This window comes from Streptomyces monashensis (genome assembly GCF_001866665.1).
Lineage (GTDB): Bacteria > Actinomycetota > Actinomycetes > Streptomycetales > Streptomycetaceae > Streptomyces > Streptomyces monashensis.
Window position 1 is genome coordinate 79,021 of sequence record NZ_MLYO01000076.1, and the last position, 25,028, is coordinate 104,048.

19 protein-coding genes are annotated in these 25,028 nt (G+C 71.2%); 6 read left to right on the plus strand and 13 right to left on the minus strand.

Features of this window, described 5'->3' with window-relative positions:
- Positions 1–207: 207 nt before the first annotated feature.
- On the minus strand, positions 208–2,835 hold the full coding sequence (locus BIV23_RS37790; RefSeq protein WP_071385505.1) for an AAA family ATPase: 2,628 nt from the start codon (positions 2,833–2,835) through the stop codon (positions 208–210).
- A gap of 347 nt (positions 2,836–3,182) precedes the next feature.
- On the opposite strand from BIV23_RS37790, the gene BIV23_RS37795 reads away from it, so the two are divergent.
- Positions 3,183–4,289: a DUF2510 domain-containing protein gene (locus tag BIV23_RS37795; protein ID WP_071385506.1), complete on the plus strand. Its 1,107-nt coding sequence runs from the start codon at positions 3,183–3,185 to the stop codon at positions 4,287–4,289.
- Positions 4,290–4,447: 158 nt separating this feature from the next.
- Here the strand turns inward: BIV23_RS37795 and BIV23_RS37800 are convergent, their stop codons facing one another.
- Positions 4,448–5,062, minus strand: a complete 615-nt coding sequence (locus BIV23_RS37800; RefSeq protein WP_071385507.1) for a TetR/AcrR family transcriptional regulator — start codon at positions 5,060–5,062, stop codon at positions 4,448–4,450.
- A 264-nt stretch (positions 5,063–5,326) separates the two neighbouring features.
- On the opposite strand from BIV23_RS37800, the gene BIV23_RS37805 reads away from it, so the two are divergent.
- Positions 5,327–6,130 (plus strand): phosphatase PAP2 family protein, encoded by an 804-nt coding sequence (locus BIV23_RS37805; RefSeq protein WP_071385508.1) that lies wholly within the window; start codon positions 5,327–5,329, stop codon positions 6,128–6,130.
- Positions 6,127–7,095 (plus strand): DMT family protein, encoded by a 969-nt coding sequence (locus BIV23_RS37810; RefSeq protein WP_071385509.1) that lies wholly within the window; start codon positions 6,127–6,129, stop codon positions 7,093–7,095. Before BIV23_RS37805 ends, BIV23_RS37810 begins: the two co-directional genes overlap by 4 nt.
- 115 nt (positions 7,096–7,210) lie before the next feature.
- Here BIV23_RS37810 and BIV23_RS37815 read toward each other — a convergent pair whose 3' ends face one another.
- From BIV23_RS37815 to BIV23_RS37830, 4 genes are all read right to left on the minus strand, one after another.
- Positions 7,211–8,092: an LURP-one-related family protein gene (locus tag BIV23_RS37815; RefSeq protein WP_071385510.1), complete on the minus strand. Its 882-nt coding sequence runs from the start codon at positions 8,090–8,092 to the stop codon at positions 7,211–7,213.
- Between the two features lie 66 nt (positions 8,093–8,158).
- On the minus strand, positions 8,159–10,207 hold the full coding sequence (locus BIV23_RS37820; protein ID WP_071385511.1) for a phosphocholine-specific phospholipase C: 2,049 nt from the start codon (positions 10,205–10,207) through the stop codon (positions 8,159–8,161).
- 227 nt (positions 10,208–10,434) lie between these two features.
- Entirely contained in the window at positions 10,435–12,297 is a 1,863-nt protein-coding gene (gene htpG / locus BIV23_RS37825) for a molecular chaperone HtpG (RefSeq protein WP_071385512.1), read from the minus strand.
- Between the two features lie 69 nt (positions 12,298–12,366).
- Complete coding sequence (locus tag BIV23_RS37830; RefSeq protein WP_071385513.1) at positions 12,367–12,849, minus strand: cold-shock protein; 483 nt, start codon at positions 12,847–12,849, stop codon at positions 12,367–12,369.
- A gap of 186 nt (positions 12,850–13,035) precedes the next feature.
- On the opposite strand from BIV23_RS37830, the gene BIV23_RS37835 reads away from it, so the two are divergent.
- Together BIV23_RS37835 and BIV23_RS37840 are read left to right on the plus strand one after the other, a co-directional pair.
- Positions 13,036–14,100 carry an aromatic ring-hydroxylating dioxygenase subunit alpha gene (locus tag BIV23_RS37835; protein ID WP_071385514.1) on the plus strand — a complete coding sequence of 355 codons (1,065 nt, stop codon included), beginning with the start codon at positions 13,036–13,038 and terminating at the stop codon, positions 14,098–14,100.
- A 58-nt stretch (positions 14,101–14,158) separates the two neighbouring features.
- Positions 14,159–15,094, plus strand: a complete 936-nt coding sequence (locus BIV23_RS37840) for a PDR/VanB family oxidoreductase (RefSeq protein WP_071385515.1) — start codon at positions 14,159–14,161, stop codon at positions 15,092–15,094.
- A 9-nt stretch (positions 15,095–15,103) separates the two neighbouring features.
- Here the strand turns inward: BIV23_RS37840 and BIV23_RS37845 are convergent, their stop codons facing one another.
- From BIV23_RS37845 to BIV23_RS37875, 7 genes are all read right to left on the minus strand, one after another.
- Positions 15,104–17,284: a discoidin domain-containing protein gene (locus BIV23_RS37845; RefSeq protein WP_071385516.1), complete on the minus strand. Its 2,181-nt coding sequence runs from the start codon at positions 17,282–17,284 to the stop codon at positions 15,104–15,106.
- 52 nt (positions 17,285–17,336) lie between these two features.
- A complete protein-coding gene (locus BIV23_RS37850; RefSeq protein ID WP_071385517.1) occupies positions 17,337–18,941 on the minus strand; it encodes a glycoside hydrolase family 13 protein in 1,605 nt (534 codons plus the stop codon).
- A gap of 33 nt (positions 18,942–18,974) precedes the next feature.
- Positions 18,975–19,850 (minus strand): carbohydrate ABC transporter permease, encoded by an 876-nt coding sequence (locus BIV23_RS37855; RefSeq protein WP_071385518.1) that lies wholly within the window; start codon positions 19,848–19,850, stop codon positions 18,975–18,977.
- A complete protein-coding gene (locus tag BIV23_RS37860) occupies positions 19,847–20,803 on the minus strand; it encodes a carbohydrate ABC transporter permease (protein WP_071385519.1) in 957 nt (318 codons plus the stop codon). Before BIV23_RS37860 ends, BIV23_RS37855 begins: the two co-directional genes overlap by 4 nt.
- A gap of 5 nt (positions 20,804–20,808) precedes the next feature.
- Positions 20,809–22,161 carry an ABC transporter substrate-binding protein gene (locus BIV23_RS37865; protein WP_071385520.1) on the minus strand — a complete coding sequence of 451 codons (1,353 nt, stop codon included), beginning with the start codon at positions 22,159–22,161 and terminating at the stop codon, positions 20,809–20,811.
- A 141-nt stretch (positions 22,162–22,302) separates the two neighbouring features.
- Positions 22,303–23,301 (minus strand): LacI family DNA-binding transcriptional regulator, encoded by a 999-nt coding sequence (locus BIV23_RS37870; protein ID WP_177240183.1) that lies wholly within the window; start codon positions 23,299–23,301, stop codon positions 22,303–22,305.
- A gap of 128 nt (positions 23,302–23,429) precedes the next feature.
- Positions 23,430–24,101, minus strand: a complete 672-nt coding sequence (locus BIV23_RS37875) for an MmyB family transcriptional regulator (RefSeq protein WP_071385522.1) — start codon at positions 24,099–24,101, stop codon at positions 23,430–23,432.
- A 267-nt stretch (positions 24,102–24,368) separates the two neighbouring features.
- On the opposite strand from BIV23_RS37875, the gene BIV23_RS37880 reads away from it, so the two are divergent.
- Positions 24,369–25,025 (plus strand): helix-turn-helix domain-containing protein, encoded by a 657-nt coding sequence (locus BIV23_RS37880; RefSeq protein ID WP_071385523.1) that lies wholly within the window; start codon positions 24,369–24,371, stop codon positions 25,023–25,025.
- The last annotated feature ends 3 nt before the right edge of the window (positions 25,026–25,028 follow it).

Below are 25,028 nucleotides of genomic sequence, written 5' to 3' on the forward strand. Positions count from 1 at the left end.
ACACCGCATACCGTCTACAGTCGGCGATCCACTGCATACGGTCGCCTGCATACAATCGCCTGTATGCAGACAGCTGTATGCGATCCGCCCCGCACACAGCCACCCGCCGCACGGCATGCCACCGCGACATCCGCATACCGTCGACTGCATACCGTCTACCGCTGCATACGGTCTACCGCGCACCGCCTACCGCCCACCGCATGCTGCCTACCGCAACCCCCGCCCCGTCTCCAGTACCTCCCTCGCCTGGGCCACCAGGCCCTCCGCCCCGCAGGCCCGGGCGAGGTCCAGGCCCCGGTTGAGTTCCGTGAGGGAGCGGGCGGCGATGCCGTACTCGACGCGGGCCGCCGCGTGTTCGTACTGGCAGGGTGAGGCCTCCAGGTAGGTGACGGCCTGGGCGGCGAGCTGCACCGCGCGGTTGCCGGTTTCCAGCGCGGCGGCGCAGCGCAAGGCCTCGCCGATCGCGGTGTCCGTGCCGAACCGCTCGGCCTGCCGGCGGGCGTCGGCCGTCAACTGGGCGGCGCGCGGCGGGTCCTGCACGGCGAGGGCCTTGGCGAGGTCGATCGACCAGGGCGCGAACACCGGGTTGTGGCCGCCGCGCGAGGCGGCCGTCTTCTCCGCGGCCTCCAGCTCGTTGATGCCGTCCTCGACACGGCCGACCGCGAGCAGCAGCCGACCGCGCACGGAACGGATGTCGGGCAGCACGATCGTGGACGGGTACGGGGGCGCGAAGCCGTACTGGTCGGCGATCGACCAGGCCTCCTGGATCCGGCCGCGGGCCAGCAGGGTGTCGACCAGTCCGCAGGTGGCCGACCAGTACAACGGCAGCCCGCGGCCCACCCGTTCGGCGAGGACCAGTGCCTCGCGCAGGGTGGACTCGGCGTCGCGCAGGCGGCCTTGTCTGCGGTAGGCGAGGCCGAGGAAGGCGTTGGCGAGGGAGAGGTGGCCGCCGCGCCAGCCGGCGCTGGTGTAGGCGCGCAGGGCCTCGGCGAACAGGCTCTCGGCGCGGTCGAGCCGGTCGGTGTAGGCGTACGCGCTGCCGAGCATCATCAGCAGCTCGATGCCCCACTCCTGGTCGGTCCAGCCGAGACCGGGCGCGAGTCGGCCGTTGACGAGGGCGCGGTCGCACAGCTCGACGATCTCCTCGGCGCTCTCGCCGTGCGTCATGGCGTCGAAGCCGCGCAGGATGAGCAGGGCGCGCTCGGCGTTGTCGCGGCCGGTGCAGGTGCTCGCGAGTTCGGTCAGGCGCTGGGAGCGGGCCGGGGAGACGGTCTCGCCGTGGATGCCCTCCCACATGAACTGCACGGCCGTGAGCCGCATCCGGGCGGGGCCCGGTTCGTGCCGGGCGGCCTCGGCCTCGACCGTGCGGACGGCCTCCTCCAGCTGGTCGTTGTGGAGCTGCGCCTGGGACAGGCGGACCACGGCGTCGACGCGCCGTTCGCCGTCGAGCCCGGGCATGCCGAGCGCGTACTGGAGGTGGTCGATGGTGACGGCGGGTGCGGTCAGCAGGGTGGCGCAGCCCAGTTCGTACAGGACGTGGGCGTGGACGTCGGGGCGCGGCGGTTCCTGCAGGGCCCGTTCGAGACAGCGGCGGGCGGCGTCGGGCGCGCCGACGGCGAGGTGTTCACGGGCCGCCTCGCGCAGCTGGGCGACGAGTTCCTCGTCGTCGTCCGGGTGCACCTTGAGCAGGTGGCGGGCGGCCTCGGCGGCGCCGCGGCCCAGCTCGGTGATGATCTGGGCGGCGACGCCGTGCATGGCGGTGCACACGGCGGCCGGAATGGAGTTGTAGACGGCGGTGGCGATCAGCGGGTGGACGAACTCCAGCTCGCCCTCCTCGCGTTCGGCGCCGACCGCCGGGGCGGGCGTGGTGAGGATGCGGGCGCCGCAGAGGAGTTCGGCGCAGTGCCGGGCGATGCTGTCGTCCATGGTGGCGAGGCGGGCGACCATGTCGACGGTGATGGAGGTGCCGAGGATGGCGGCGGCCCAGGCGAACCGGGTGGCCTCCAGGCCGAGGCCCTTGAGGCGGTCGACGAGTCCGCCGCCGCGGGCGGAGCGGTTGAGGGCGCGCAGTTCGCCGGCGCGGGACTCGACCGGCTGGACTTCGCTGTCCTGCACCTTGGCGAGGAGTTCGACGGTGTCGTAGGGGTTGCCGGCGGTCACCGCCCACACCTCGCGGCAGAACGCGTCGTCGGCGTGCCGGCCGAGGGTGGCGCGGGTGAGTCCGGCGGTGGCGTCCGGGGTGAGGGCGCTGAGGTTGTTGACGGATCGGCCCGCGGCGGCGGCCACGGCGTCGAGGTGGCGGGCGCTGTCGCCGCTGACCTCGCCGGGCCGGCGGGCGACCACGACGAGCACGGAGACGTCGTCCAGGCGCTCGGCGAACGCGGCGAGCCAGCGCAGGGTCTCCTGGTCGGCCCAGTGGGCGTCGTCGATCAGCAGCACGAGGGGCCATTCGCGGCGGGCGAGCCGGCGGACCGCGGCGACGAGTCCGTCGCACACGTACTGCGGGTCGGCGCTGCCCTCCTGCGGTTCGGCTATGCCCAGGGCGGGACCGGCGATGTCGTACCAGTCGCCGAGGTACTCGCGGGCCTCTTCCGGCAGTAAGGAGAGCAGGGCGGGCTGGAGGAGCTGCCGTACCACGTTGAACGGGACGGACTTCAGGGTCTCGGCGAGCAGCGCGGTCTTGCCGAGCCCCGCCTCGCCGCGGAGGACCAGCAGGCTGCCCGCGGAGGACCGGTCGGCGCACAGGACGTCGAGTGCGTCCATGACGGTGGCGATCTCCGCGTCCCGCTCCCACAGGGAAGCCGAGGCGGCCGTCGGGGGCCGTCCCTCCGTCATCCCGTTACCTCCCCAGGTCGCCCGAATGACGTACAGAGCACGAGCGTAGCCGTCCGGCGGGCCCCGTGGTGGGCGGTCCGGGCAGCTGTTGCCCCGCCGGGTGAAAGTGCGCGCGGGCAGGCGACGGGCGGCCGGCACGAACCGCCGGTCAGCAGCCGATGGGGCGTCAACCTGGCCGCCCGGGTACCGGTGCCGGCGACGGCCCGCCGGATGCCGTCCACCCCGCGGGGGCGGAGAGAAAGGGACGGGAGAAAGACGGGAGAAATCGGAGGCGAAATAGTCCGGTCTGTTCCGTCCGCGACAGATCCTCTCATCACACTTTCACGGTCGCCTCATACGGTGGGGTCATGACGCAGGTGACTCCCCCCGGGTGGTACCCCGACCCCGGGCAGACGAACGACGGTCCGCCCACCGAACGCTGGTGGGACGGCAAGGCCTGGACGGACCAGACCCGCCCCGCCGGGACGGCCGCCGCGTGGGGTCCCCCGACGCAGCCGCCGCCGGACACGGCCGCGCAGCCGGCGCCTCCGACGACTGCGGCGCCTGCCGCACCCGCCGCGTTCGGCGCGGAGCCGGCGCTCCCCGCGCCCGCCGGATACGCCGGACAGCCGGGGTATCCGGGGTACCCCGCCGAGCCGCCGTCCGCACCCCGGCGCCGCATGCGCAACGGCATAGCCGTGACGGCGGCGGCCGCGGTGCTCCTGTGCATCGGGGCCGGCGTCTACGCCCTGACCAAGGACGACGGCAACGGCAGCGGGAGCGATCGCGCCGGCGCGCAGCAGGGCACCCCGGGCGGACAGGACGGCGGCCGCAGCGGCGGCCAGGGCGACCCGTTCGGCGGCGGTCCGGGCGGATCCGGCGGGTCGGGAGGCTCCGGCGGTGGCGCGCCGTCGCCGGGGCAGTCCGCCGCGCCCAAGGTGCAGGGCGGCGGTACGGTGCCGGACGCGGTCAACGGGATCAGCCTGCCGGTACCGAAGGGCTGGACCGGGCAGTCGATCAGCGTCGGCGCCGAGGTGACCTCGGACGACTCCTACAAGTGCCCGGGCGACTCCGCCCACACCTGCACCGCGGGCGGCGCCTACACGAGTCCGGCGGTGGTGCTGGGCAACAAGGGCACGACGCCCGAGGCGGTCGCGAAGGCCGACATCGCGGCCAACGCCAAGGAGTCCTACGGCGGTGACTCCTACGGCAGCATCAGCTCGCACCAGGTGCTGGCCTCGCAGGCCGTGACGGTGGCCGGACAGAAGGGCTACATGGTGCGCTGGAAGGCGGTCACCAGCAAGGGCTCCGACGGCTACGTCGAGTCGGTCGCCTTCCCCTCGCCCAACGACGCGCAGCAGATCGTGGTGATCCGCTTCGGTGTCGACGTCGGCCGGCAGGTGTCCGTCATCGACGAGATCGTGAAGGGGGTCAAGGTCTCGTCCGGCAGCGGCGGCAGCGGCCAGGACGTCTGAGCCGGGGAGCCCGGGGACACCGACACGGATCGGCCGGGTGGGGCGCCTCTCCGCTCAAGAGGAACCCCACCCGGCCGGGGGGTGCGCGCCGCCCCCGTCCCCACGGTGCGGCGCGAGCAGGTCGCCGTTCAGTCATCCCGTGAACGGCGGCCTGGGTCTCAGGTCAGCCCGAGCGCGGGCAGCACGGTGGCGTCCACGAAGCGGGCGAGATAGTCGGCGTCGGCGTACTGGCCGCTGAGCACGGGCCGCACCCGCAGCACGCCGAACATCATCGCCGGGACGTACTCCAGCGCCGGATGGTCGGCGCGGACCTCGCCCCGGGCCACGCCCCGGGCGAGCATCTCCTGCAACGCGGCGATCTCCGGGTACACCAGTGCCTCGCGCAGCGCCTGGGCCAGTTCCTCGTCGGCCGTCCACGCGTGTCCCAGGGCCTGGAGCAGGCTGGTGTCCTTGCCGGACCAGTCCCCCGCGGCCCGCGCCGCCTGGCGCAGGTCCTCGGCGAGGGATCCGGTGTCGATGCCGGCGAACCGCACCCGGCGGTTGGCGCGCAGCGCGGCCGCGACGAACTGGGGCTTGGTCTTCCACTGCCGGTAGAGCGTGGACTTGCTGCACCGGGTGCTGGCGGCGACGCCCTCCATGGTGACCGACTCGTACCCGCACGTGCGGATCTGTTCCAGCACGGCGTCGAAGAACTCCCGCTCACGCTCCGGCGTGATCTTGGAGCGGCGCGAGGCGGCGACCGTGTCCGGTCCGTCCGCGGCCTGCGACGTCATGTGGCGCTTCCCCTCACTCGTGCCCGGTGGGCCCGTCGGTCCTCGACGCACGACACCGCCGAAGACCGCCTCGAGCCCGGCTCGACCGGGCCTGGCGAATCTGTGTCTCCAGTGTGGCGCACATCAATCGAGACGCCAGTGTACCGGTACTGAAGCGTATCGGTACACTGTCGTATCGGTACGACAACGTATCGATGAGTTCCGGTCCCGTACCGGGACCCATCCGCACCAACCACGCACCACCGTCAGTGAAGGGGCCGGGGGATGACTGCCCGAACCGAGCCGCCGGAGGCAGAACCGGAGCCGCCGGACGCGACCCCGCGCCCGGCGCTCATACGCGAGCTGCTGCTGGTCGCAGGGCTCTTCCTCGTCTACAAGCTCGGCCGGCAGCTGGCCACGGGCCACACCGCGGGCGCGTTCCTCGACGCCCACCGCGTGTGGCACCTGGAGCGCACGCTGCGCCTCCCCCGCGAGAACGCCGTGCAGTCCGCACTGCTGCACGGCGACACCCTGATACACATCGCGAACACCTACTACGCCACCGTCCACTTCCCGGCGACGCTGGCCTTCCTCGTCTGGCTCTACGTCAGGCGGCCCGCCCACTACATCTGGGCCCGCCGGGTCCTCGCGGTGGTCACCACCGCCGCCCTGGTGCTCCCGTTCACGTTCCCGCTGGCCCCGCCCCGGATGCTGGCCGGTACCGGCCTGATCGACACCGCGAAGGTCTACGGCCCGTCCGTGTACGGCCCGCCGTCCAGCGACCATCTGTCCAACCAGTTCGCCGCGATGCCGTCGCTGCACTTCGGCTGGGCGCTGATGGTGGCGATCGGCCTGATCGTGGCCACCCGGTCGCGCCTGCGCTGGCTGTTCCTGCTGCACCCGCTGATCACCCTGGTGGTGATCGTGGGCACGGCCAACCACTACTGGCTCGACGCGATCGTGGCGACCGCCATGCTCGGCATCGCCCTCGCCGTGATCCATCCCCCGCACCGTACGGCCACCACGGCCGGCCGCGCCCCGGACCGGCTCGCCCCGGAGGCCCCCGCACTGGTGGGGGCGGGCCGATGAGCGCCGCCGGCCTGGTCGCCGTGGGCCTCTCGCTCGTCTCGGCCGTCGCCTACGCCCTCGCCGCCGTCGCCCAGGAACGGCTCGCCGCGCGCACCGCCGACGCCGGGCTGCTGCGGCTGCTCGGCACGGGGGCCTGGTGGTCGGCCGTCGGCCTGAACGCGGCCGCCGCGCTGCTGCACGTCGTCGCCCTCAAGTACGGCCCGCTCACCCTCGTCCAGCCGCTGGGCGCGCTCACCCTGGTCGCGGCCGTGCCGCTCGGGGCGCGGGCGGCCGGGCGCCGGGTCAGCGCGGTGGAGTGGCGCGGTACGGCGCTCACGCTGCTCGGCCTCGCCGCGCTGCTCGTCACCGCCTCCGGCCCGGCGCCCGAGCGGGTGCTGTCGCTGACGGAGGCGCTGGCGGTCGCCGGTACGACGGCCGCGGCGATCGGCATGCTCTCCCGGCCCGGCGCCCGTCCGGGCCTGCGGCACGCGACGGCGTCCGGCTTCGCCTCCGGTGTCGCCTCCGCGCTCACCCAGACGGTGACGGTGGCCGCCACCGACCGCACCGCTCCGCTGCTGAGCGCCGAGGTGGTCGTCGTCGCCGTGCTCGTCGCCGCGTTCGCCGTCGGCGGGCTGCTGCTGTCCCAGACCGCCTACCGCGGCGGCCTCGGCGCCCCGCTGGCCGTGGTCACCCTCGCCAACCCGGTGGCGGCCGCGGTGATCGGCCTCACCCTGCTCGGCCAGGGGCTCCAGGGCGGCCCCGCCGGCGTCCTGCTGGCCCTCGCCGGAGCGGTCCTCGCCGCCCGGGGCGTGGTCCTGCTCACCCGGGTCGCCCCGGAACCGGGCGCCGCCGCCGGGCATGCCGATGACGCCGACGACGAGCATCCGGTGGCGGCGGTGCTGGCGCTGGAGCCCGGCACCGCTACCGCGGAACCGGCACTGGTGCCGCGCCGGCCGGACCAGCCGGGGCACCTCACCCCGCTCTGAGCACACGAAACGGCGGACGGTCCGCGCGTCACGCGCCCACCGTCCGCCGTCGTCGTTCTCGTACTCGTACTCGTACTCGTACTCGTCGAGATTCTTCTCCCCCGTCGGGACCGACTCAGTTCCAGCCCCGCGAGTCCTGCTTGAGGGCGGTGTCGACGGTCAGGGCCGTCGCCACCACGAGGCTCAGCAGCGGCTCGGGAAGCTGGTAGTGGATCTGGAGGACGTAGTTGTCCGCGGTCGTGAACAGCGTCTTGGCCAGGCCTTCCCAGGTCTTGGTGATCCGGGCGACCTCGTTGTCCGCGTGGTCGACGATCGCGAAGTTCCAGGCCCGCCAGTTCTCCGCCTTGATCGCGCCGACCTGCCGGCCGTCCGCGTTCATCGCGAAGTTGATCTTCCCGATGGCGTTCTGCTGGACGATCTCGCCGACGACCGAGCCGTCCGGACGCGACACCACGACCCGGGACTTGAGGAACTTCGCGGGCCGGGTCAGCAGCAGCTGCGGCTGGCCGTAGGCGTCACGGATCTCCAGCTTGTGGGTCATGAACTGGTCGAAGCTGGAGACGAAGCGCAGGATCTTCTTCAGCACGCCCTGACCGACCTCGGTCACCGCGCCGATCTCGCGGCCGTTCTGGTCCATGACCTTGTACTCGTTGGTCACCTCGACCAGCTTGGCCTTCTGGTTCACGACCAGGACCGGCTCGGTGAACAGGGTGCCGCCGCCGGGACCCGTCGCCCGGACCCCGGCCTGCTGCTGCACCTGGCGCTGCACCCTGGCGTCGGCCCCCTGCTGCTGCGGGGCGCCGAACTGCTGGGCAGGCGCCTGCTGCGCCGCACCGTACTGCTGAGGTGCGGCCTGCTGCTGCGGGACCTGGCCCGCGGGTGCCTGGGCGGGGTTGGTGTGCTGGGTCCACTGCGTACCGTCCCAGTAGCGCAGCGTCTGGGGCGCTCCGTGCGGATCCGGATACCAGCCTGCAGGAGTGTTCGATTGCGTGGTCACCGGGGCACACTACCCTGATATGACCGGTACCTGACCAGCCCGCACGGAGCGGTGTTCATCGGGCGTTCACTCCGCCGCGATCGCCGGGTCGCTGACGCCGGGGCGGCCGTTCTCGACGTGTCCGGCGAAGCCGCGCAGGAAGGCCGGGTCGCCCTCGCAGGTGACGGTCACGTCGTACCAGCGCTTGCTCGCCGTGAGGTCGACGGTGTGCCGCACGCGCGCGCCGGGCCGTACGGTCACCGTGGCCGGGTGGCCGCCGTAGCCGCTCGTCACCTTCAACCGCGCCGTGCCGGAGCCCCGGTTGGTGAAGGTGAGTTCCAGGTGGTCGCCCGCCGTCCGGGCGGTCGCCTCCGGTCCGGCGGTCCTGCCCTTGCCCTTGAAGACGCGCAGGAATCCGTTGGGGCCGTGCACCGTGAGGTCGTGCGAGCCGCCGGAGTAGCCGGAGTTCCAGGCGTCGGAGAGGGTCTTGCCGGCCTCGGTGGTGTAGGTCCAGGGCCCGTCGGTGCGGTTGCCGGAGGTGACGAGGAAGGCCGCGCCCGCGTGCGCCCCCGAGGCGAACGTGAGCGTGATCTTGCCGGTCCCGGCGTCCGAGGAACCGTCCACCACCGGCGCGTACTTCAGCGGGCGGGTGGGCCGGTGGCCGCGCTCCTGCCGCGGCAGCGAGCCGGTGGCCGGGGGCTTCGGCACGTAGTCCGGGTGGCGGTTGTGGTCCGGCGGCTGGTAGCCGGCCGTGGACGGCAGCGCGACCGGCTCGGTGTCCTTGCGGGAGAAGTCGAAGGCGCTGGTCAGGTCGCCGGTGACGACGCGCCGCCAGGGCGAGACGTTCGGCTCGTGCACCCCGAAGCGGCGCTCGATGAAGCGGATGATCGAGGTGTGGTCGAACGTCTCGGAGCAGACGTAACCGCCCTTGCTCCACGGCGAGACGACGAGCATCGGCACGCGCTGGCCGAGCCCGTAGGCGCCCGCGACATGCCCGGCGTCACCCTTGAACAGGTCGAGCGAGGCGTCCACGGTGGACTTGCCCTGCGCGGCGGAGGCCGGCGGGAAGGGCGGGACGACATGGTCGAAGAAGCCGTCGTTCTCGTCGTAGGTGATGAACAGCGCGGTCTTCGCCCAGACGTCCGGGTCGGAGGTGAGCGCGTCCAGCACCTGGGAGACGTACCAGGCGCCGTAGTTGGCGGGCCAGTTGGGGTGCTCGGTGAAGGCCTCGGGGGCGACGACCCAGGAGACCTGCGGCAGCTTGCCGGCCTTGACGTCGGCCTTCAGCTGGTCGAAGAAGCCCTCGCCCTTCGTCGCGTCGGTTCCGGTACGGGCCTTGTCGTACAGCGGGTCGCCGGGCTTGGCGTCGCGGTACTGGTTGAAGTAGAGCAGCGAGTTGTCGCCGTAGTTGCCGCGGTAGGCGTCCTGGATCCAGCCCCAGGAGCCGTGCGCGTCGAGGCCGTCGCCGATGTCCTGGTAGATCTTCCAGGAGACCCCGGCCTTCTCCAGACGCTCGGGGTACGTGGTCCAGCCGTAGCCCTTCTCGTCGTTGCCGAGGACCGGGCCGCCGCCCTGGCCGTCGTTGCCGACGTACCCCGTCCACATGTAGTAGCGGTTCGGGTCGGTCGAGCCCATGAACGAGCAGTGGTAGGCGTCGCAGAGCGTGAAGGCGTCGGCGAGCGCGTAGTGGAACGGTATGTCCTGGCGGGTCAGGTACGCCATCGTCGTGGTGCCCTTGGCCGGCACCCACTTGTCGTACTTGCCGCCGTTGAAGGCCTGGTGCGTGTCGTTCCAGCCGTGCGGCAGGTCCTGGATGAAGGCGAGGCCCAGGTCGTCGGCGTCGGGGTGGAAGGGCAGGATGTCCTTCGTGCCGTCGGACTGCTTCCAGACGGAGGTGCCGTTCTGCGCGACCGAACGCGGGTCGCCGAAGCCCCGGACGCCGCGCAGCGAACCGAAGTAATGGTCGAAGGACCGATTCTCCTGCATGAGGACGACGATGTGCTCGACGTCCTGGAGGGTCCCGGTGCGGTGGTGGGCGGGCAGGGCGGCCGCGCGCTGGATGCTGCTGGACAGCGCGGTGAACGCCGTGGTGGCGCCCGCGAGTTGAAGGAAACGGCGCCGGTTGACTTCGGCCATGGGTGTTCTGGTCCTCTCGTCCTGACGTACGTGATGCCGTCGCGTGGTCGTCGTGCTGTCGTGCGAATGACGGAATCTGCGCGGAGCGAGTGTTCCAAGAGCAACAAACGTCAGGGAAGGGTCTGATGGCGCCCATGTGAAACTCGGCGGTCCGAGAGGTGCTCCGCCGGTCATGATCGGCTGGGACCATGACCGGCGGATGAAACCGAAGATGCGGGACGTTCCGGTCAGATCGATCGGGCGAGGCGGTCGGCGAGCAGCTTGGCGAAGCGTGCCGGATCCGCCAGGTCCCCGCCCTCCGCGAGCAGGGCCGTGCCGTACAGCAGCTCGGCCGTCTCGGTCAGCTCCGGGGCGTCGGCGCGCTCCTCGTGCGCCGCCCGCAAGCCGCTGACCAGCGGGTGGCCGGGGTTCAGCTCCAGGATCCGCTTGACCGGCGGGAGTTCCTGGCCCATCGCCTTGTACATCTTCTCCAGCGCCGGCGAGATGCCGTCGGCGTCGCTCACCAGACAGGCCGGCGAGCTGGTCAGACGGGTGGTGAGCCGTACGTCCTTGACGTCGTCCAGCGTCTCGCCGAGCCAGGTCAGCAGGCCTGCGTAGGTGCCGGACTTCTCCTCGGACAGTTCCTCGTCCTCGCCGGCGGGCAGGTCGACGGCGCCGCGCGCGACGGACTGGAACTCCTTGCCGTCGTAGGCGCCCACCGCGTCCACCCAGATCTCGTCCACCGGGTCGGTGAGCAGCAGGACCTCGTACTCCTTGGCCTTGAAGGCCTCCAGGTGCGGGGAGTTCTCGACCTGGGCGCGGCTCTCGCCGGTCATGAAGTAGAGCTTGTCCTGGCCGTCCTTCATCCGGGAGATGTAGTCGGCGAGACTCGTCGGCTCGTCGCCGACGGTGGTGGCGAACGAGGCGATGTCGAGGATGGCCCGGTGGTCCTCGCTCGCGTCGAGCAGGCCCTCCTTGACCGCGGGGCCGAACTCGCGCCAGAACGTGCGGTACTTGTCGGCATCGTTCGTCATGAGGTCCTTGACCGTGGACAGGACCTTCTTGGCGAGGCGGCGCCGGATCAGCTGGATGTGCCGGTCCTGCTGGAGGATCTCGCGGGAGATGTTCAGCGACAGGTCGGCGGCGTCCACGACACCCTTGACGAACCGCAGGTGGGACGGCAGGAGTTCACGCGTGTCGTCCATGATGAACACGCGCTTGACGTACAGCTGGATGCCGTGGCGGGCGTCGCGCTGGAACAGGTCGTGCGGGGCGCGCGCGGGGAGGAACAGCAGCGCCTCGTACTCGAACGTGCCCTCCGCCCGCATCCGGATCGTCTCCAGCGGGTCGGTCCAGTCGTGGCTGATGTGCCGGTAGAACTCCCGGTACTCCTCGTCCGCGACCTCGGAGCGCGGCCGCGCCCACAGGGCCTTCATCGAGTTGAGGGTGTCGTCGCCCATCCGGATCGGGAAGGCGATGAAGTCGGAGTACCGCTTGACGATCTCCCGGATCTTCCACTCGTCGACGTAGTCGTGGAGGGCGTCCTCCTCGTCCGCCGGGCGCAGGTGCACGGTGACCGACGTGCCTTCCGGGGCGTCCTCGACGGTCTCGACGGTGTAGGTGCCGCCGCCGTCCGACTCCCAGCGCACACCGGTCTCCTCGCCGGCCCGGCGGGTGAGCAGGGTGACCTTATCGGCCACCATGAAGACGGAGTAGAAGCCGACGCCGAACTGGCCGATCAGCTCGGCCGATTCGGCGTTCTTCTCGCCCTCCTTCTCCTTCGCCCTCTCCTTCATCCGGCGCAGCGTCTCGGCCGTACCGGAGCGGGCGATGGTGCCGATCAGTCCGACGACGTCGTCACGGGTCATACCGATGCCGTTGTCACGCACGGTCAGCGTGCGGGCGTCCTTGTCGGCCTCGACGGCGATGTGCGGATCCTCGGCCCGCAGCCGGTCGTCGGTGAGGCCGGCCAGGCGACGCTTGTCCAGGGCGTCGGAGGCGTTGGAGATGAGCTCCCGCAGGAAGATGTCCTTGTTCGAGTAGATCGAATGGACCATCAGCTGTAGGAGCTGCCGCGCTTCGGCCTGAAACTCCAGCGTCTCGGTGGTCATTGCGTTCCTTCTCCTCACATGGTGTGCGCACGTGCGGGGCAGCCCGCACCGTGGGACAGGGGTCTGCGGTCAGTCCTCGATCCAGCCGTGCCGCCTGGCGAACAGGGCCAACTGCCGTCGTACGGCGATGATCTGGTGTCCCGTCAGATCCGGGACGGAGGTCAGCAGCAACTCGGTCACCTCGCGCGTGTACTCGGCCGAGCCGAGCACGTCGCACATCGGCTCCTGGCCCTCGCCGGCAGCCGCGGAACTCCCCGGTGCAGCGGAACTCTCCGGAGCCGCGAAGACCGCCGCAGCCTCAGGAGTCCCGGTGGCACTCTCGGCCGGCCGCGCCGGCCCGGCCCCCTGCTCCTGCGCGAACCGGACGGAAGAGGCCTTCAGCCCCCGCCCGCCGTTCTCGATCTCGAACTCCACCGCCAGCCCCGAGCGCACGGACGACTCGGGAATCAGCAAGTCGTTCACATGCAGGAAGACGTCTTCCCCGCCCTGCTCCGGCGCGATGAATCCGTACCCGCGCATCCCGTCGAAACGGATCACCCGACCGACAGTCATCCACAACCCCCACACTCACTCAGCCAAACCCAACCTGGTACTGGCGCTCAGCGTACGCGACTTGACCGGCGGCGCGGGCGGCACCGATCCACCACGACGCAGGGAGTTTCCGTCAGGCGGAAAGAGCGTTGCGGCCCCGGCGGACGTTCCCCGACGATGCCACCACGACAGACGGGAGCCGACCCCATGCCCCATGTAACCGCCTTCGCAAGAAACCAGTGGTACGTCGCCGCCTACCGCCACGAGGTCGGGCGCGAGCCGCTCGGCCGGACGCTCCTCGGTGAGCCGCTCGTCCTCTACCGCGACGCGGAGGACGGCAGTCCGGTCGCGCTGCACGACCGATGTGTCCACCGCCGCTATCCGCTTTCTCAAGGCGTCCTGGACGGGAACCGGATCGTCTGCGGCTACCACGGCTTCGCCTACGACCGCACCGGCACCTGTGTGTACGTGCCGGGCCAGAAACGCGTACCGCGCACCGCCCGCGTCGCCTCCTACCCGGTGCTGGAGCAGGACTCCCTGGTCTGGGTGTGGATCGGCGACCCGGCCCTCGCCGACCCCCGGACGATCCCGCGTGCCCGGCACCTCGACGCCCCCGGCTGGGTCACCGTCCGCGGCATGGAGCCGGTCGACGCCGACTACGGCCTGCTCGTCGACAACCTCCTCGACCTCTCCCACGAGACCTACCTGCACGGCGGCTACATCGGGACCCCGGAGGTCGCCGAGACACCCATCACCACCGAGGTCGACGAGGACGCGGGCCTCGTCCGGGTCAGCCGGCACATGGACGACGCCGAGTGCCCGTCGTTCTACTCCCGCTCCACCGGCCTCACCGGCCGGATCACCCGCCGGCAGCACATCGAGTACCACGCGCCCTGCCTGTATCTGCTGCACAGCCGCATCGCGCCGGTCGGTGCCGAACCCGAGCCGGACGGCAGCGACCCGCACGGCTTCCGCACCGAGATCACCTACGCCATCACCCCCTCCACCGACGGTGCGGTGTACGACTTCTGGGCGGTCTCCCGGAACTGGGCGACCAACGACCCCGAGGTGACCGAGTTCCTGCGCACCAGCAACCACACCGTGGTGATGCAGGACGTGGACGCCCTCAACCTCCTCCAGCGGACGCTGGGTTCGGAGCGCACCGGCTATCAGGAGCTGAGCATCGGCATCGACACCGGCGGCCTGGCCGCCCGCCGCATCCTCGCCCGGCTGGTCGAGGAGGGCGACAAGCCGGCGGAGCAGGTCCGGTGAGCGCACCCACCGGCGAGGTGGCGCACCCCGACGGGTACGAGGTCCGGGAGGACGTACGGTGACGGAGCTCGAACTCGTCGTGTCGCAGCGCGAGTTCGTGGCGGACGGGGTGCTGTCGCTGACCCTGCGCCACCCGCTCGGGCTGCGACTGCCCGCCTGGGAGCCCGGTGCCCATGTGGACCTGCTGCTCGGCCCGGAGCTGGAACGGCAGTACTCGCTCTGCTCGGACCCGGCGGACCGCGCCGCGTGGCGGATCGCGGTGCTGCGCGAACCGGACGGCAGGGGCGGATCCGCCTGTGTGCACGACGCGTTGGACGTGGGCGGCACGGTACGGGTGCGCGGACCGCGCAACCGCTTCCGGCTCGAACCCTTCCCCCGCTACCGGTTCGTCGCGGGCGGCATCGGCATCACCCCGATCCTGCCCATGCTGGCCGCGGCCGAGACGGCGGGCGCCGAGTGGTCGCTGCTGTACGGCGGCCGGACCCGCGCCTCCATGGCCTTCACCGGGGAGCTCGCGCGTTACGGCGAGCGGGTGACCCTCGCCCCGCAGGACGAGACCGGCCCGCTCGACCTGGCCCCGGTCCTCGCCGGGGTCCGTGACGACACCCTGGTGTACTGCTGCGGCCCGGGACCGCTCCTGGACGCCGTCGCGGCACGCTGCCCGGCCGGGCGGCTGCGGGTCGAGCGCTTCCGGGCCGCGGCCACGGCCCGGCGGGCCCAGGCCGCGGCGGAGTTCGAGGTGGTGCTCGCGCGCAGCGGCCGCACCCTCACGGTGCCACCGAAGGTGTCGGTGCTGGACACGGTGCGGGCCGCCGGGGTCGAGGTGCTGTACTCCTGCACCGAGGGGACCTGCGGGACCTGCGAGACGGACGTGCTGGAGGGCACCCCAGACCACCGGGACTCGGTCCTCGGCGAGGAGGCACGGGCGGCGGGTGACACGATGATGATCTGTGTGTCCCGGTGCCGGGGCACCCGCCTGGTACTGGATCTGTGAAACCGTCCGTCAGTTCGTCAGATACGCCTCCACCTCACTGAACTGCCCGGCGGGCCAGCCCGAGTTGGCGCCGACGGTCAGCCTCAGGTAGCGCAGATCGGTGCCGTCCGGCAGGGACACGGTCGTGGTGTTGCCGGTGACCGGATCGAAGCGGTAGCCCTGGGCGCCGACGACGGTGGCGTAGGACGAGCCGTCGGTGCTGCCGAGCACGGTGACGGTCTGGGTGCGCGCGCCCCAGGCCGATGACGGCGGAAGTTTCAGCACCAGCCGGCGCACGGCGTAGGACGAGCCGAGGTCGACGGTCCAGGACTGCGGGAATGCGTTGTCGGTGGACTCCCAGTAGGAGCTCGCGTCGCCGTCCACCGCCTTGCCGGGGGTGTAGACGTCCTGGGAGCCGGTGGCGGTCGCCGGGCGGCCCTTCGCGAGGTTGCGGTTCGGGTCGGGGTCGGGGTTCCCCTGCCCGGGCTGCGGCCAGGTGGAGCAGTCCGACCAGGTGCTGTTCCAGCCGGAGTTGCCGCCGGCGTCGGTCAGGGCGAAGGAGCCGGAGTTCGCGGGGTAGGGGCAGTTGTAGACACCGGCGGCGCCGACCTGGGTGGCGGTGACGTTCTTGAAGGTGGCCGCGCCCTGCGCCTCGGCCTGGACGACGACGGTGCCGGTGTTCCGCACGGTCGCGCCGGTCACGTCGACGTTCCTCACCGGGTGGCCCTGCCCGCCGCCGGAGACGAACTCGAAGGCGCTGTACGGGCTGTCGTTGATCGTCGTGTCGGTGATGTTCACCGTGGCGTCGATCGCGCTGTCGTAGGAGTCGACGCGCAAGGCGCCCATCGGATGGTTCCAGTTGGGGTTCATCGCCCCGGTGCGGACCAGGGTGTTGCCGTCGACGGTGATGGTGCCGGACAGCGGGGAGAAGGGGTCGAGGAACTTCTGGTTGGAGATCGCGATGCCGCTGCCGAGGGCGTTGGTGTCGGAGACCAGGTTGTGCTTCACGGAGAGGTCGGTGCCGCCGTAGATCGCGATGCCGTTGGCGAGGTTGGGCTGCGAGATCGTGTTGTTCTCGAAGCTGGAGTCGGTGTCCGGGGAGTGGAGCGACCACATGGCGAGCGCGTCGTCGCCCTGGTTGCGCAGGAAGTTGTTGCGGACGACGACGCCCTTGGCGGTGCCGTTGAGGTTGATGCCGTCGGCGGTGGTGTCGAGGATGCGGTTGTTCTCCACCACCAGGTTGTCGTTGTCGCCCATCAGCCACATGCCGCACTTCATGTGCTGGATCCACATGCCGGAGACGGACGAGTTCGGGCCGAGGGAGCCGTTGACGAAGTTGTCCGGATCGGAGTCGACACGCTCGGTGACCTCGCCGATGACCGCGAAGTCCTTGATGCGGACGTTGCCGGCAGAGCTGGACTGGTCGATGAAGCGGGAGGTGTGCACGACCGAGTACCAGCTGCCCGCGCCCTGAAGCGTCACGTTCTGTACGCCGCTGAGCGAGGACGTGATCCGGTAGTCGCCCGGCGGGATCCACACGGTGCCGCCCTGGGCGGCGGCGATGGCGTCCCGGAAGGCCTGGGTGGAGTCGCCGGCGCCGGTGGGGTCGGCGCCCTTGGCCACGACGGACACCGAGCCGGCGGGCTGTGTGGCGGCGGCCGGGACCTGCTCGAAGTCGGCGACGTCGACCGTGACCTGCGTACCGGTCGCCACGAACGCGACCGTGTCGCCGGGCTGCACGTTCTGGCCGAGCAGCATCCGGGCGTCGTCGAAGAAGTGGTGCGTCCTGGAGCCGGGGATCCAGCCGGTGTCGATGTACGAGTACGCCGACGTGACCGGGAGGGTCCTGGCGAGCTTGGTGCCGTTGACGTACACGTCGAGCGAACCGGACTGACCGTCCGGGACGCTGTATGCGATGTTCACCGCATTGGATGCACGCGGCACGGTGAACTCCACCCGCTGCCCCGTCGTGAGCCGGACGGCCTGCCGCCCCGAGGCCTCCGAGGCGAGCGTGCCCTGCGTGTAGTCGGGGCCGATCCTGGTGCCGGTGGTGGTCGCCGACTCGGCCTCGACGGAGGTGAAGGGCAGGACGGCTCCCGAGCCGGCGGCGTGCGCGGCGGGGGCCACGGCGGTGAGCATGCCGGCCACGAGGGCGACGACCGCCCCGATGGTTGGCATGCGCCTGACAGATCTGACGGTACTGGTGTACATGTGCTGATCCCTTCGGGGTGGGGGTGCGGGAGACAGCTCGCAGGCGACCGGCTCAGACGCGCAGCCAGGCCGCCGTGTCCTGCGGCAGCCGACCCGCCTCGTCCAGCGGACCGCTGCTCAGCAGGAGTCGGGAGTGCGCGGGGAGGGCGGCGGACGTGGGCGCGAGGTTCACCACGCACAGCACGCCCTCCGCACGGGCGAAGGCGAGCACACCGCCGGGAGCGGGCAGCCAGGCCAGGGGCGCGTCACCGAAGACCGGGCGGAGGGCGATGGCTTGGCGGTAGAGGGAGAGCATGGAGTCGGGGTCCCGCTGTTGCCGGTCGACTGCATACGATGTCCAGTCGACCGGCTGCGGCAGCCAGGGATCCTGTGTACTGAATCCCGCATACGACATACCGTCGACCCACGGCAGCGGCACCCGGCAGCCGTCGCGCCCGGGGTCCGCTCCATCCGATCTGTGGTACATCGGATCCTGTATACGGTCGACCGGGATCTCGGCTTCCGGCAGCCCCAGTTCCTCCCCCTGGTACACGTACACCGACCCCGGCAGAGCCAGCGACAGCAGCGCGGCGGCCCTGGCCCGCCGGGTGCCGAGAGCCAGGTCGGTCGGGGTGCCGAAGGCCTTGGCGGCGAAGTCGAAGCGGGTGTCCGCACGGCCGTAGCGGGTGACCGTGCGGGTGACGTCGTGGTTGCACAGCACCCAGGTCGGCGGGGCGCCGACGGGGGCGTGCTCGGCGAGGGTGGTGTCGATCGTGGTGCGCAGGCGTGCCGCGTCCCAGGGGCAGGACAGGAAGGAGAAGTTGAAGGCGGTGTGGAGTTCGTCGGGGCGCAGATAGCGGGCGAACCGTTCGGCATCGGGGAGCCAGACCTCGCCGACGAAGACACCGTCGTACGCGTCCGCGACGCGCCGCCAGGAGCGGTAGACGTCATGGAGTTCGTCGCGGTCGACGAAGGGGTGCGGGTGGGGGCGGGAGGCCAGGTCGGGCAGGTCCGGGTCCTTGGCGAGCAGGGCGGCCGAGTCGATACGGACGCCGGCGACGCCCCGCTCGAACCAGAAGCGCAGGATGTCCTCGTGCTCCTGGCGGACCGCCGGGTGGGCCCAGTTGAGGTCCGGCTGCCCGGGGGTGAACAGGTGCAGGTACCAGTCGCCGTCCGGGAGCCGGGTCCACACCGGTTCGGTGGAGCCGGCGAACTGCGACGGCCAGTCGTTGGGCGGGAGTTCGCCGTGCGTGCCGCGCCCGGGCCGGAAGTGGAACAGGGCGCGCTCCGGGCTGCCGGGGCCGGCGGCGAGTGCGGCCCGGAACCAGGGATGCCGGTCGGAGACATGGTTGGGCACGATGTCGACGATGGTGCGGATGCCCGACTCACGTGCCTCGGCGATGAGCTTCTCCGCCTCGGCGAGGGTGCCGAAGGCCGGGTCGATGGCGCGGTAGTCGGCGACGTCGTAGCCGCCGTCCGTCATCGGTGAGCGGTACCAGGGGCTGAACCACAGGGCGTCCACGCCGAGTTCGGCGAGGTACGGCAGCCGGGCGCGGACGCCCGCGAGGTCGCCGGTGCCGTCGCCGTCGCCGTCCGCGAAGCTGCGGACGTAGACCTGGTAGATGACGGCGGTGCGCCACCAGTCGCGGTCCTTGCGGGCAGGGGTGGGCTGTCCCACGGGGCTTCCCTTTCTGTGGGCGGTGCGGCGGTGTCAGCCCTTGGTGCTGCCCGCGCCGATCCCGGCGATGATGTGCCGCTGGAAGACGAGGAACAGCGCCACCATCGGGATGCTGGCGATCACCATCGCGGCGAGGAGCACGGTGAGCTGGATGTTCTGCGACAGCTGGACGAGGGCCACGCTGATCGGCTGTTCGCCGGTGTCGGAGAAGACCATCAGCGGCCACAGGAAGTCCTGCCAGACGGCGACCAGCGCGAAGATCGACACGACGCCGAGCACGGGCCGGGACATGGGGAGGACGACCGACCGCAGGATGCGCAGCGGGCCGGCGCCGTCGATCTCGGCGGCCTCCAGGACGTCGCGTGGCAGCTGGTCGAAGAATCGTTTGAGCAGATAGAGGTTGAAGGCGTTGGCGACGGCCGGCAGCCAGATGGCGAGGGGGTCGTTGAGCAGGCTGGTGTGGATCAGCGGCAGATCGGCGACGGTCAGGTACTTCGGTACGACCAGGGCCTGCGCCGGGACCATGAGGGTGGCGAGGATGCCGCCGAGGATCACCTTGCCGAAGGCCGGTCGCAGCCGGGCCAGGGCGTAGGCGGCGGCCGTGCAGAACACGAGCTGGAACGCCCAGGCGCCGGCCGCCTGGATGACGGTGTTCCACAGGTGCTGCGGGAGTTGCATCAGGTCCCAGGCGTCGGTGTAGCCGCCGAGGCGCCAGTGGTGCGGGACGAGTGCCGGCGGGGTCCGGGCCACCTCGTCGGGTGACTTCATTGCGCCGGTGACCATCCAGTAGACCGGGAAGAGGAAGGCGAGCGCGAACAGGACGACGACGGCCGTGAACACGGTCCAGTACACCGCCCTGCCGCGCGGGCGGGCGAGGGTGGCCGGGGAGATCAGGGTCCGGGTGGTCATGGCGTGTCCCCCTCGCTGCGGGTGAGCCGGAGGTAGCCGGCGGAGAACGCGCCGAGCAGGACCAGCAGCATGACGCTGAGGGCGCAGGCCCCGCCGAAGTCGTCGTAGAGGAAGGCGTATTTGTAGATGAGGTAGAGCACGGTGACGGTGGCGTTCTCGGGGCCGCCGCCGGTGATGACGAACGGCTCGGTGAACACCTGCATGGTGGCGATGATCTGAAGGAGCATCAGCATCAGGAACACGAACCGGGTCTGCGGGACCGTGACGTGCCGGATGCGCTGGAGCAGGTTCGCGCCGTCGAGTTCGGCGGCCTCGTACAGCTCTCCGGGGATGGACTGCAGGGCGGCGAGGTAGATCAGGACGGTGCCGCCCATGTTGGCCCACGTGGCCACGACGACCAGGGAGACGAGGGCGGTGTCGGTGCCGTTGGACCAGTTCGAGGTGGGCAGGTGGAGGAAGCGCAGCGCCTCGTTGGCGAGGCCGGCCCCGGGGTCGTAGAACCACTTCCACAGCAGGGCGCTGACCACCGGCGGGATCATCACCGGCAGATAGACCGCGACCCGGAAGAAGGCCTTGGCGTGCCGCAGTTCGTTGAGGACGAGGGCGAGGAGGAAGGGGACGGCGAAGCCGATGAGCAGGGCGAGCAGGGTGAAGGCGAGGGTGTTGCGCCAGGCCGCGCCGAACTCGGGATCGTGCAGGACGCGGGTGAAGTTGGCGGTGCCGGCCCACTGGGGTTTCGAGCCGGGTGTGTACTTCTGGAAGGCGATGACGACCGCGCGAACCGCCGGGTACCAGGAGAACAGGGCGAAGCAGACGAGGGCGCCGAGGAGGAAGGCGTAGGCGCGGGCCTGGTCGGCGATCCGGCGCCGCCTCCGGCCGCCTGCCGGGGGCGGCGCCGGGTCCGGGAGGGCGGCGGCCCTCGGCACGGGCCGCCGCTCGGCCGTCTTCGTCATCGCCCTCAGCCCCGGGCCAGGATGCTGTCGATCTTGCCGGAGGCGTCCTTCAGGAGCTGGTCGATGTCGGCGTCCTTCTCGGTGAGGACGGCGGAGACGGCGGCGTCGAGGACGGAGTAGATCTGCTGGGCGTCCGGTGGCTCTATCTTCATCGCCAGGTGCTGGTCGCCGTCGAGGAAGGCCTGGTAGTTGCCCACCGGGACATTGGCGTTGGCCTTCTTGGCCCGCTGGTCCCTGGCGTCGGCGGCGCCGGTGAACAGGCGCGGTTCGGGCAGTCCGACGGGGGCGTTGTGTTGTCTGGCGCGGGCGTAGTCGCCGAGGAAGCCCGATCCGGGGGTGAGGAACATGTGGTCCAGCCACTTCAGGCCGGCGCGGATCTGGGCGGGTGTGTCGTGCCGGTTGAACATGTAGCCGTCGCCGCCGATGAGCGTGCCCTTGCCGCCGGGCATGGGGCCGATGGCGATGTCGTCGTAGTGCGCGCCCTTCTCCTTGACCAGGATCGGGATGTTGTCCGGGGCGGCGAGATACATGCCGAGCTTGCCCGAACCCATCATCTGCTGCACGTCGTTGATGACGAGGAGCTGTTTGCTGCCCATGGAGTCGTCGGTCCACCGCATGTCGTGCAGGTTCCGCAGGACGGCGTGGGCCTCGGGGGTGTCGATCGTGGCCTTCTTGCCGTCGGGGGCGACGACGTCGCCGCCCTGTGCGTACAGCTCGGCGGTGAAGTGCCAGCCGCCCTGGTTCTGTGCGCTGTAGTCGGCGTATCCGACGGTGCCGCCGCCGAGGGCGGCGATCTTCTTGGCGTCGGCGCGGACCTCGTTCCAGGTGGTGGGCGGCCGGCCGGGGTCGAGGCCGGCCTTCTGGAAGAGTGTGCGGTTGTAGATCAGCCCCATACTGTATCCAGTACGCGGTATACCGTAGACTTTTCCGTCGACGGTGTAGATGTCCCGCAGCTGCTTCTGCAGAGTGCCGTAGGACGGCAACTCCTTGAGGTACGGCGTGAGATCGGCAGCCTGATGGATGTCCACGACGTGCCGGGCGTCGGTGAAGTAGGTGTAGAAGACGTCTTCCATCTGGCCGCCGGCGAGCTTGGCGTCGAAGGTCTTCGGGTCCTGGCAGGGGAAGGCGTCGTGCGGGACGACGTCGATGTCCGGGTTCCGCTTCTCGAAGGAGGCGACGTCCGCCTCGAAGAAGCCGCGGTCGACCTCGGCGCTCCTGGGCGGCTCGCAGTTGACGGTGATACGGGTCTTGCCGCTCGCCGAGCCGCTACCACCGGACCCGCAGGCGGTGGCGGCGAGGGCGAGCGAGGAACAGACGCCGATCGCGACGACGGTACGGCGGAACCCGGTGCTTCTCATCGGTGGACCCCCTGATGGCACTCATGACAGGAGCGGTGGGCGCCGCACACTCAAGCACCGCCGGCACCGTGCCGCAAGATGTCGCGCGAACTATGAAATTATTCAACAGTATTCCGGATCTCCTCGATCCAGGCACGGAACTCAGTCGCGCGGGGCCTGTCCGGTGGAGCCGCGGACCACCAACTCGGGCTCGAACAGCAGCTCTTCGGCGGGCACGGCGGTGCCGCCGATCCGCGCGTTCAGAAGCTCGACGGCCGCGCGCCCCATGGCCTCGATGGGCTGGCGGACGGTGGTCAGCGGGGGCTCGGTGCAGTTCATGAAGGCCGAGTCGTCGTAGCCGACGACCGAGATCCGCCCCGGGACGTCGTACCCCTTGCGGCGTGCGGCCCGGACCGCGCCGAGCGCGAGGGGGTCGCTGGCGCAGACGATGCCGGTGACCCCGCGGTCGATCAGCCGGGCCGCCGCCGCGTGCCCGCCCTCCAGGGAGAAGATCGCGCGCGCCACGAACTCCTCCGGAAGATCGGGGCGGATGGCGCGCGCGGCGGCCAGTTTGCGCGCCGAGGGCACATGGTCGCCGGGGCCGAGGAGCAAGCCGATGCGCTCGTGGCCGAGGGAGGCCAGATGCCGCCAGGCCTGCTCGACGGCGACGGCGTCGTCGCAGGACACGCCCGGGAATCCGAGGTGTTCGATGGCCGCGTTGACCAGCACGACGGGGATGTTGCGCTCGGCGAGCAGCCGGTAGTGGTCGTGCGGGGCGTCGGCCTGCGCGTACAGGCCGCCGGCGAACACGACGCCGGAGACCTGCTGCTGGAGCAGCAGCTCGACGTAGTCCGCCTCCGACACGCCGCCCTTGGTCTGCGTGCAGAGCACGGGCGTGAGCCCGAGCTGGGCGAGCGCGCCGCCGATGACCTCGGCGAACGCGGGGAAGATGGGGTTCTGCAGCTCCGGCAGGACGAGGCCGACGAGACGGGCGCGTTCACCGCGCAGCTGGGTGGGGCGTTCGTAGCCGAGGACGTCGAGCGCCGTCAGGACCGCCTGCCGGGTGGCCTCCGAGACCCCTGGCTTGCCGTTGAGCACCCGGCTGACCGTGGCCTCGCTGACCCCGACTTTCTTCGCCACTTCCGCAAGTCGTCGCGTCATGAACGCAAGCGTAACGCAAGCCACGCAAATGGCTTGCGTAGGGAATGAGCGCTCCCGGCCCGGTGCCGCTGATCCGGTGCTGCTGCCGACCCGGCGCCGCCGGTGACCTGAACACCGGCGGTGCCGGGTCAGTCCTGGGGTGCGGGTACGACCGTGAGGTGGGCCGCCGTACCGCGTGCGCGCCGCGGGCGGCGCACGGGGGCCGCGGGGCGGCGGGCGTCGCGCAGGACCATCGTCAGGCGCCGGTAGCCGAGTTCGCGCAGGGCCTGCGGGGTCTCGTCGACGACCCGGCACTCGGTGGGGCCCCGGCGCGGGTCGGGGTGGTGCAGCAGCCGGACGGCGCCGTCGAGCCGGGTGGCGTGCTCGCCGACGGCCCGCATCCAGTGCGGCAGGCCCTGCCGGTAGGCGGCTTCCATGATCGGGTCCTGGGCGATGTCCCGGCGGACGGACTGGAGTTCGTGGTCGTGGCCGTATGTCTCCAGCGCGGTCCTCAGGTGCGCCAGCATCGGCAGGCACCAGCCCGGCTCGTGCTCGCCGAGGACCTCGGCCGCGTCCGGGTGGAAGAGCACGAACCGCAGGAAGCTGTCCCCGGGCATGGCCGTCGGATGCGGGCGCACACCGCGGAAGAGCGTGGCGTAGGCACCGTTGGCCATGACCACGTCCCAGCGGTGGTCCACGACCAGGGAGGGCAGCGCGAGGGATTCCAGCAGTACCGCGTAGTCCTGGAGATACGCCTGGGTGTCGCACGCATCGGGGACGGGCCGCGGTGCCGGCCGCTGCCCTCCTGCCTGATGTGCCATCGGGAGGTCACCCCTCTTGCCTCTGCGGCCTGACGCGGCCCCTGCGATCCTGCGACTCGGTCCTGTGGGATGTCAACTATCGTGGCATTTCTTGCCTGTTGACGGCTGAAATTCGCCACAGTTGTGGCGACACCTGGATGTGAGTTCGAGGCACCGGCTACTCTCCGGGAACATCACGGCGACCGCTCGCGAGAAGCCGGGAGACACGGACGCATCCGGGACGCACGGACGCATCGGAAACCCTCGAGAGACGTAGGAGTTCTGTCGGTGACGGATGGCTACGAGGATCCGGGCGCCACGGCGACCGCCCAGCTGCCGGCCGTCGTCGCCCGCGTCACCGCGCTCGCCGACCGACTCGGTGTGGCGCACTCCGAGGTCTTCTGCGTCGGACGGCTCTCCGTGGCCTGCGGCGTGCCCGAGCCGGTGGTCAAGGCCCTGCTCAGCGGGCGCCCCGCGGGCGAACCGGACGTCCAGGCACGCTTCTTGCAGCGCCTCGGCCTGCTGCGCCGCACCCGGCTGAAGCCGGGCGGCCGCAAGTACACCCAGCAGGAGATAGCCGACGGCGCGGGCATGTCCCGGCAGCAGGCCGGCGCCCTCATCAACGGCGACCGCCGGCCCACCATGGAGCACTGCGACGCGCTCCAGCGCTTCTTCCGGGTGCACGCCGGTTTCCTGACCGCCGAGGACCCCGAGGCGCTGGCGGGTGCGCTGCAACGCACCGAGCAGGAGCTGCTGACGAAGCTCGCCGACCGCGAGCGGGCCGCCGCCTCGGCCGCCGAGGACCCGCTGGAGCGGCTGCTCCAGGACCACGGAGTGCGCGGAATCGCCTGGCGGGCGGCGCAGTTGCCGACGGACCAGCACCGGGACAAGGTCGCGGAGTGGCTGGACATGCTGCTGGAGAGCGTCAAACGGCCCGAGTCGTGAACC

Bases quoted from the DNA above. Each gene is read 5' to 3' on its own strand.
- BIV23_RS37810 (WP_071385509.1), top strand. From the start codon at position 6,127: ATGAGCGCCGCCGGCCTGGTCGCCGTGGGCCTCTCGCTCGTCTCGGCC.
- BIV23_RS37865 (WP_071385520.1), bottom strand. From the start codon at position 22,161: ATGAGAAGCACCGGGTTCCGCCGTACCGTCGTCGCGATCGGCGTCTGT.
- BIV23_RS37830 (WP_071385513.1), bottom strand. From the start codon at position 12,849: ATGACTGTCGGTCGGGTGATCCGTTTCGACGGGATGCGCGGGTACGGA.
- BIV23_RS37820 (WP_071385511.1), bottom strand. From the start codon at position 10,207: ATGGCCGAAGTCAACCGGCGCCGTTTCCTTCAACTCGCGGGCGCCACC.
- BIV23_RS37845 (WP_071385516.1), bottom strand. From the start codon at position 17,284: ATGTACACCAGTACCGTCAGATCTGTCAGGCGCATGCCAACCATCGGG.
- BIV23_RS37835 (WP_071385514.1), top strand. From the start codon at position 13,036: ATGCCCCATGTAACCGCCTTCGCAAGAAACCAGTGGTACGTCGCCGCC.
- BIV23_RS37870 (WP_177240183.1), bottom strand. From the start codon at position 23,301: ATGACGCGACGACTTGCGGAAGTGGCGAAGAAAGTCGGGGTCAGCGAG.
- BIV23_RS37860 (WP_071385519.1), bottom strand. From the start codon at position 20,803: ATGACGAAGACGGCCGAGCGGCGGCCCGTGCCGAGGGCCGCCGCCCTC.
- htpG (WP_071385512.1), bottom strand. From the start codon at position 12,297: ATGACCACCGAGACGCTGGAGTTTCAGGCCGAAGCGCGGCAGCTCCTA.
- BIV23_RS37795 (WP_071385506.1), top strand. From the start codon at position 3,183: ATGACGCAGGTGACTCCCCCCGGGTGGTACCCCGACCCCGGGCAGACG.
- BIV23_RS37875 (WP_071385522.1), bottom strand. From the start codon at position 24,101: ATGGCACATCAGGCAGGAGGGCAGCGGCCGGCACCGCGGCCCGTCCCC.
- BIV23_RS37800 (WP_071385507.1), bottom strand. From the start codon at position 5,062: ATGACGTCGCAGGCCGCGGACGGACCGGACACGGTCGCCGCCTCGCGC.
- BIV23_RS37805 (WP_071385508.1), top strand. From the start codon at position 5,327: ATGACTGCCCGAACCGAGCCGCCGGAGGCAGAACCGGAGCCGCCGGAC.
- BIV23_RS37790 (WP_071385505.1), bottom strand. From the start codon at position 2,835: ATGACGGAGGGACGGCCCCCGACGGCCGCCTCGGCTTCCCTGTGGGAG.
- BIV23_RS37855 (WP_071385518.1), bottom strand. From the start codon at position 19,850: ATGACCACCCGGACCCTGATCTCCCCGGCCACCCTCGCCCGCCCGCGC.